The sequence below is a fragment of the Blastomonas sp. UPD001 genome (genome assembly GCF_003426715.1).
In the GTDB taxonomy this organism is placed as follows: domain Bacteria; phylum Pseudomonadota; class Alphaproteobacteria; order Sphingomonadales; family Sphingomonadaceae; genus Blastomonas.
Map to the genome: position 1 here is coordinate 1,358,809 of NZ_QKVT01000001.1, position 7,229 is coordinate 1,366,037.

A 7,229-nucleotide genomic window follows, 5' to 3' on the forward strand; every position below is an offset into this window, starting at 1 on the left:
GTTCGCTGTGGCGGCCGAACGGGGAATCGACAGGCTTCTGGTGGTCGGCGATCATCGGCAGCTCTCCTTGCGCGCGTGGCGCTTCAGGCGAGCGCCTCTTCGAGCGGACAATAGGCATAACCCAGATCGTCCGCCACCGCCTTGTAGGTCACCCGGCCGTTCCAGACATTGAGGCCCGCCGCGAGGTGCGGATCGCTGCGCAGCGCCTCCTTCCAGCCCTTGTCGGCCATGCGCAGCATGTGCGGCAGCGTCACGTTGTTGAGCGCATAGGTGCTGGTCCGCGCGACGGCACCCGGCATGTTGGCGACGCAATAATGGACGATGCCATCGACGACATAGGTCGGGTCGGCATGGGTGGTGGCATGGCTGGTTTCGAAGCACCCGCCCTGATCGATCGCGACATCGACCAGCACCGCGCCGGGCTTCATCGTGCCCAGCATCTCGCGCGTGACCAGCTTGGGCGCGGCCGCGCCGGGGATCAGCACCGCGCCGATCACCAGATCGGCCTGCGCGACGCAATCGGCGACATTGGCGGCATTGGCAAAGCGCGTCTTGGCGCGCGCCTCGAAATAATAGCCGAGCTTTTCGAGCACCTCGGGATTGCGGTCGAGGATCGTCACGTCCGCGCCCAGCCCTGCCGCCATCTGCGCCGCGTTGAACGCCATGCGCCTTTTCGAGCGCGGTCGCGCCCGCCTGGATCGACATGCGCCCGGCCACCTGGCTCATCGGCTTGAGCAGCGGCAGGCCGCCATGGATGTCGGTTACGGTCTCATACGCGATGCACACCGCCCTGGAATCGACCAGATCCTTGGTCTGCTCCGGATCGGGCGCGAGGTGCAGATAGGTGAACAGGATCTGACCTTCGCGCAGCATCGCGCGCTCGACGCTCTGCGGCTCCTTGACCTTCACCACCATCTCGCATTCGGAAAAGATCTCGGCCGCGGTCTCGATCATCTTCGCGCCTGCGCGCTGATAGTCGCTGTCCTTCGCGCCGATGCCCAGGCCCGCGCCCGATTGCACCCATACCTCGTGCCCGTGCTGCACCAGTTCGCGGGCGCTTTCGGGCGTCATGCCGACGCGATATTCGTGGTTCTTGATTTCCTTGACGGTGCCAACGCGCATGACAGTCTTCTCCTGCTGGTATTGTTTCCCCCGGCCTTAGTCCGACCTCCAGCCCTGCGCGACCGATTTTGTTACTTTATTACATTATTGCGTAATCTTCCGAATCGGAATCGGAATGTTGCAGATATCCGCCGCCCCGGCGGGGATATTGAAGAACGCATCCTGCCGATTGGCGCGCGCCTTGGCATAGGCGGCAAACGACTCGCTCAGGCTGTCGAGATATTCGAGCCGGGGTCGTTCGGCCTCGGGCAGCTCGGTCGCCAGCCGGACCGACCGGATGACGGTGCGCTCCTCGGGCGTTTCGTAAAAGCCCAGTGCCCCGGTGCCGCGCGGAAGGCTGGACAGGTGCTCGATCCCCTCGACCACCCGGCCCACCAGCGCGATATTGCGGTCGAGATGACGCGGCGCGTGGCCGATCACGGTGTACAGCTCTGCCCCGCTGCCCATATCGGGCGAAAGGTTGCGGCCCACGCCGACCATGCCATAGCAATGCACCGGCCAGGCATCGTATGTCGGCGGGACCCCGGCCACCGCCCCGGTTCTCGCCCTCAGTCCGTTGGCCATCGGCCATGACTTGTAGAAATGCGGATTGCGGACATAGCTGTCCGGCCCAAGCACCGGCGGCGGGCTGCGAAACTCGCCCAAGGGCCCTGGCCCCTCATGGTTGGGAAGGTCCGCCACATAGCCGTTCCTGTGGGGACTGCCCTGGTCGACCAGCGGTGCGACACCCTTGGGCAAGGGCCGCGCCCTGGCCGTATCCTCGCCATCGGGATCGCCCCATTGGACGACATAATTGTCCTGCACGCGCACGATGGCCAGCCCGTCCCACCAATGCGCGGCGGCAAGCTTGCGGATATTCGCCACCCATGGTTCGCTGATCGGGGCGGCGATCAGCTGGATCACCACGCGGCGCGCCCTGCCCTTCGCATCGGGCGCCAGGTCCATCACCAGCAGGTCTTCGGGCGCGATCTTCACCCAGGCCGATGGCGGCGCGGCAGCGACGATATCGTTCGGCCCCGGACGGTCGGGCGGCGGATCGGCGGCAGCCAGGAGGCACAAGGGCAGAAGCGCGGCGGCCGAGCGCAGCGCAAGGGTACGGAATCGAGAGACTGTCATGCCACCGACGCTAACACGGCGCTCCGGCTTGCGGAACCGCCTGCGGCGATGCATTCTGGGTTTCGGGTCGGGAGGGAGACTCGCATGCCATTGTCGGACCATGACGACGACGACACGCCGCTGGCGCTGCGCAACAGCCGCTCGACGCTCGACCGGCTGCTCGACGAGATGATCGAACAGCCCGAGAATCTGCCCTCGATCGCCACGCGCATTCACGAGGTGTTCGGCGAGACCCGGGCGATCATGGTGCTCGACATGAGCGGCTTTTCGCGCACGACGCAGCGCCACGGCGTGGCGGCGTTCCTGCTGATGGTGCACCAGATGAAGCGGCTCGCGCTGCCCGAGATCGAGGATCACGGCGGGCTGTTGATCAAGGCCGAGGCTGACAATCTCTACTGCCTGTTCGACGAGACCGACGACGCCGTGCGCGCCGCGCGCGGCATCATGCGGCAACTGAACGCGGCGAACATGGTGCTGCCCGAAGAGCGCAAGCTCTATGCCTCGATCGGCATCGGTTATGGCGAGGTGCTCAACATCGACGACCACGACATATTCGGCGACGAGATGAATCTCACCTGCAAGCTGGGCGAGGATGTGGCGCAGCGCAGCGAGATTCTGCTCACCGAAAGCGCGCGCACGACGCTGACGCTCAAGCATGTCGAAACCCGGCCCGAACAGGTCAGCATTTCCGGGCTGGTGCTGGGCTATCACGTCGTCGGCTGACCGCGCCGCGCGCGTCAAACACCGCTTGCGCGGTGCAGCGCTTGGCTATAGGGGGTCGCCTTCCAGGACATGCGGAGCGGTGGCCGAGTGGTCGAAGGCGCTCGCCTGGAAAGTGAGTATACGTCAAAAGCGTATCGAGGGTTCGAATCCCTCCCGCTCCGCCACTGATATTCGATCTGGTCGGCCGGTCTCGGACCAATGCTGCTGGACTGCATTTCGACCCAGAACAGCAATTCCGGCAATGTCGAGGCAACGGACCGCCTCGTGCTGCGTCCGATGTGCGAGTTGGCGTGCCTCATCTGCTCGCCAGCCTCTGTTTCGTGATCCGCGATGGGTGGGCAATCATCACCCGCCAGCGCGCAGGAGGATTCGAGCGTCGCGGACGCAACGATTGGTGCAGTGCAGCGTAACGGACCTGAAAGATCAGGAGGCGCAGCATGTTTTTTGCCGGTGAGACGCAGCACGAGAGCCAGCCGGGGTGCAATGTCGTCTCACTTCCACGCCGACAATCGCCCCGCCGTATCAGCATCATCAGCACCTATGCGCCGAGAAAGTGCGGGCTCGCGACCTTTGCCGCCGACGTCGTGGAACAGGTCGGGCGCTATTTCGATCACGTCACGTTCGATATCTGGGCGATGACCAGGGGTAGAGGCGAAAGCGGCGCCGGCGTTCGCGAGATCGTCGCCGATGACCGCGAAAGCTATCGCGCTGCAGCATCCGACATCAACGCCGCGGCCACTGACGCGGTCTGGCTTCAGCACGAATTCGGCATCTATGGCGGACCCGACGGAGAGATGGTCATCGATCTGGTCGATCGCATCGCCGCTCCATTGATCGTGACCTTCCATACCGTGCTCGAAAATCCCTCGGACAACCAGCGCCGGATCATCGACCATCTGGTGGCCAGGGCATCGCGGATCATGGTCATGAGCCCGCTGTCGCGCGAACGGCTGATGAGCCGGCACCACGCCCCCAGCGAAATCATCGACGTCATCGAGCACGGTGCGCCCGATCGTCCCTTCGGCCGGGAAGCCATTTTCAAGGCAAAGCACGATCTGCGCGATCGCCCGGTGCTGACCACCTTCGGACTTCTCGGACGCGGCAAGGGCCTCGAGACCGTGATCGAGGCGCTGCCCGCCATTCTCAAGGCCCATCCCGATGTCTGCTATCGGATCGTGGGCGCCACCCACCCCAATCTCGTCGCCTGCGAGGGCGAGGCCTATCGCGACGAACTGAAGATGCTCGCCCAAGGCCTCGGCGTTGCCCACGCGATCGAATGGGAAAACCGGTTCCTCGATACCGACGAATTGCTCGACCAGCTCGAGGCCTGCGACATCTATCTGACGCCTTATCCCAATCTGCAGCAATCGACGAGCGGCACGCTGAGCTATGCGGTGGCGCTGGGCAAGGCGGTGGTGTCCACGCCCTATATCCATGCCCGCGAGCTGCTGGCCGACGGAACGGGCGTGCTCATCGAACCGCAATCGGTTTCGGGCATTGCAGAAGCGGTATGCGCGCTGCTTGCCAACCCCGATCTGCTGGCTGCCCAGAAGCGGCGGGCCTATGAGCGCGGACGGCTGACCATCTGGCCCAGATTTGCCGAGGCCGTCGAACTGATGATCGAAAGGACCGTGGCACGGCCCTTCTCCAAGGTCGCAACGGCGCAGCCCAGCTTCGATGCTGTGCGCCGGATGAGCGATTCGACCGGCATTCTGCAGCACGCGATCGGCACGATCCCCGATCGCCGCCACGGCTATTGCCTCGACGACGCCGTTCGCGCGCTGATGCTGGTCAACGTCACGACCGCGATCGGTCGCGGCGAACAGGTTGATCGCTCGATGGTGCTGGCCTCGTTCATCCAGCATGCCTGGAATGCCGACCTGGGCCGCTTCAGGAATTTCATGAGCTTCGAACGGCAATGGCTGGAAGAGCGCGGATCGGACGATTCCAACGGGCGCGCGCTCTGGGCCTTGGCGCATACAGCGGTCCACAACCCCGATGCGCATGTCCGCGATTGGGCCATCCGCCTGTATGACGAGGTTCTCGACCACATCGCCAGCCTCGACAGCCCGCGGACGCTGGCCTTCATCATTCTCGCCTGCACCACCATGCTGGGACACCGGCCCGCGCATGGTCCCTCACTCCAGGCCGCACAGCGCGGCGCTGGCATTCTTGCACATCTGCTGGAACAGTCGCGACGCCCCGACTGGACGTGGTTCGAGGCGGTGCTGGCCTATGACAATCCCCGCATGCCACAGGCGCTGATCCTCGCAGGGCATGCGCTCGGTCGCGCCGACTGGCTTGCGACCGGGTTCGACACGCTGCGCTGGATCTGCGAACGCCAGACGGCGGCGGCGGGTCATTTTCGACCGATCGGGTCCGAAGGGTTCGGCATCCCCTACAGCCATATGCCATTCGACCAGCAACCGGTCGAGGCGCAGGCCGCGCTGGACGCCTGCGCCAGCGCCTATGCGATCGATGGGGGGCAGCATTGGCGCGACCATGGACTGGCTGCCTGGAAATGGTTCTTCGGCGCAAATGACCGTGGTGAACCGCTGGCAGATCCTGTCAGCGGGCTGTGCCGGGACGGCATCAACCCGAGGGGAGCCAATCTGAACTGCGGGGCGGAAAGCATATTGGCGTTTCAGTTGGGCTATCATTCCGTGATAGCGCTGGTGCCGGACTTGGACCAGCATTCGGGAGACGCTGTTGACGCGAACAACAAACAGGCTGCGCGGACCATTGCATATCCATGATCAGCGGCTTTCTGCCGATCCCTCGCGGGTGGTCCTGCGACCATTCCACCTCAGCTGGCACGCCAGACAAGCGGAAGACAATCGCGCGCTGAAGCTCGTCGACGCCATCGCGACGCTGACCGAGGAAGAGGTCGACCTGGAATATGGCAAGGTGCTTGCCGATTTCAGGGACCGGCACTGGCAGACCGAAGCCATGTTTGCCGAGCGATGGGCCGAGGTCCAGGCGGTGCTGAACCTCGACAAGGCCCGCTTTTCACCCGTGCGGCAGAAGCTCATCGGCGCGTATTTCTGCCACGAATACGCTTATGCAGCCGCTGCGCTGATGAACCCTTCGATCGTTCCGCATCCCGATCAGAGCGGATGCGAGGGAGGAGCCGTTCGCTTCATCATGTCGCTGCGCGCCGTCGGCGAAGGCCATATCAGCTCGATCGCGTTTCGCGAGGGAATTGCCCTGCCTTCGGGCCAGATCGACCTGTGGCCCCAGAGCTCGTGGGCGACGTCGGTGGAGCTGGACAATACCAGCCTGACCGATAGCGACAGCGCGGTGGCGGTGCATCGCAATGTTGACAGCAGCCTTTCCAATACCGTGATCTTTCCGGTTACCGAACAGCAACGCAACGGGCTGGAAGATCTCCGACTGGTCCGCTTCCAGCACGACGACGGCCAATACGAGTGGATCGGGACCTATACGGCCTATTCGGGTTCGACCATCCGGTCGGAACTGCTGCGGACGACCGACTTCAGACGGTTCATCCTCGAACCGATCGACGGCGAGGCGGGCCGGAACAAGGGAATGGCCCTTTTCCCTGAAAAGATCGGCGGTCAGTTCGCCATGATCGGTCGGCAGGACGGGAAGAACCTGTTCCTGCTGCAGAGCCCGCAGCTCGACCGCTGGGAGGGAGAAGGCCAGCTCATCATGGAGCCCCGCTATCCCTGGGAGTTCATCCAGATCGGCAATTGCGGCAGCCCGATCCGCACGCCGCACGGCTGGCTGCTGCTCACGCACGGCGTGGGCGCCATGCGCAAATATGCGCTGGGCTGCGCGCTGCTGGACCTTGAAAACCCGTCCAGGGTGATCGCCCGCACGATCGAGCCGCTGCTCACGGCCGAAAATGCGGATCGATCCGGATATGTGCCCAACGTCATCTATACCTGCGGCGCCATGCGGATCGAGAACCAGCTGATCATCCCGTACGGAATTTCCGACAGTTCGGTGGGGTTTGCCAATATCGCCATTGCCGATCTGCTCAAGACGATGGGATGACTCGCCGTTTAGGCACCGCGCTAAAGTCGGGGGCGGTGCCGAAATCGGCAGGATCGCTGGAAATCACGATTCACCCGCAAATCAGGGGACCAGCACGACCTTGATGCACGCGCCGCGCGCCTGAATGGCAATCGCCTGGTTGATGTCGGCGATAGGGAATAGCGGGATCAGCCGGTCGAAGGGGAAACGCTCGGCGGCGTGATGCGCGATCGGCTCGGGAATGAACGGCTGCGGGTCCTGTCTGGGTG

Annotated in this window: 4 protein-coding genes, 1 tRNA gene and 1 pseudogene; 4 read left to right on the forward strand and 2 right to left on the reverse strand. The window is 64.0% G+C overall.

Going from position 1 to position 7,229, the window contains the following annotated elements; genetic code table 11:
* Positions 1 to 83: 83 nt before the first annotated feature.
* Both DM995_RS06860 and DM995_RS06865 read right to left on the reverse strand, forming a co-directional pair.
* A pseudogene (locus DM995_RS06860) lies at positions 84 to 1,122 on the reverse strand (alanine dehydrogenase).
* A gap of 84 nt (positions 1,123 to 1,206) precedes the next feature.
* Positions 1,207 to 2,238 (reverse strand): peptidylprolyl isomerase, encoded by a 1,032-nt coding sequence (locus tag DM995_RS06865; protein WP_116970354.1) that lies wholly within the window; start codon positions 2,236 to 2,238, stop codon positions 1,207 to 1,209.
* 84 nt (positions 2,239 to 2,322) lie between these two features.
* On the opposite strand from DM995_RS06865, the gene DM995_RS06870 reads away from it, so the two are divergent.
* The 4 genes from DM995_RS06870 (at position 2,323) to DM995_RS06885 (ending at position 6,981) form a co-directional block, all read left to right on the forward strand.
* Entirely contained in the window at positions 2,323 to 2,961 is a 639-nt protein-coding gene (locus tag DM995_RS06870) for an adenylate/guanylate cyclase domain-containing protein (RefSeq protein ID WP_157973104.1), read from the forward strand.
* A 73-nt stretch (positions 2,962 to 3,034) separates the two neighbouring features.
* Positions 3,035 to 3,125: transfer RNA gene (locus tag DM995_RS06875), tRNA-Ser, on the forward strand.
* A 273-nt stretch (positions 3,126 to 3,398) separates the two neighbouring features.
* Positions 3,399 to 5,717: a glycosyltransferase family 4 protein gene (locus DM995_RS06880; protein WP_116968924.1), complete on the forward strand. Its 2,319-nt coding sequence runs from the start codon at positions 3,399 to 3,401 to the stop codon at positions 5,715 to 5,717.
* Between the two features lie 28 nt (positions 5,718 to 5,745).
* Positions 5,746 to 6,981 (forward strand): glycoside hydrolase family 130 protein, encoded by a 1,236-nt coding sequence (locus tag DM995_RS06885; RefSeq protein WP_232824147.1) that lies wholly within the window; start codon positions 5,746 to 5,748, stop codon positions 6,979 to 6,981.
* Positions 6,982 to 7,229 lie beyond the last annotated feature (248 nt).

Excerpts from the sequence above, each read along its gene's own strand:
- DM995_RS06865 (WP_116970354.1), bottom strand. The coding sequence starts at position 2,238 with ATGACAGTCTCTCGATTCCGTACCCTTGCGCTGCGCTCGGCCGCCGCG.
- DM995_RS06870 (WP_157973104.1), top strand. The coding sequence starts at position 2,323 with ATGCCATTGTCGGACCATGACGACGACGACACGCCGCTGGCGCTGCGC.
- DM995_RS06880 (WP_116968924.1), top strand. The coding sequence starts at position 3,399 with ATGTTTTTTGCCGGTGAGACGCAGCACGAGAGCCAGCCGGGGTGCAAT.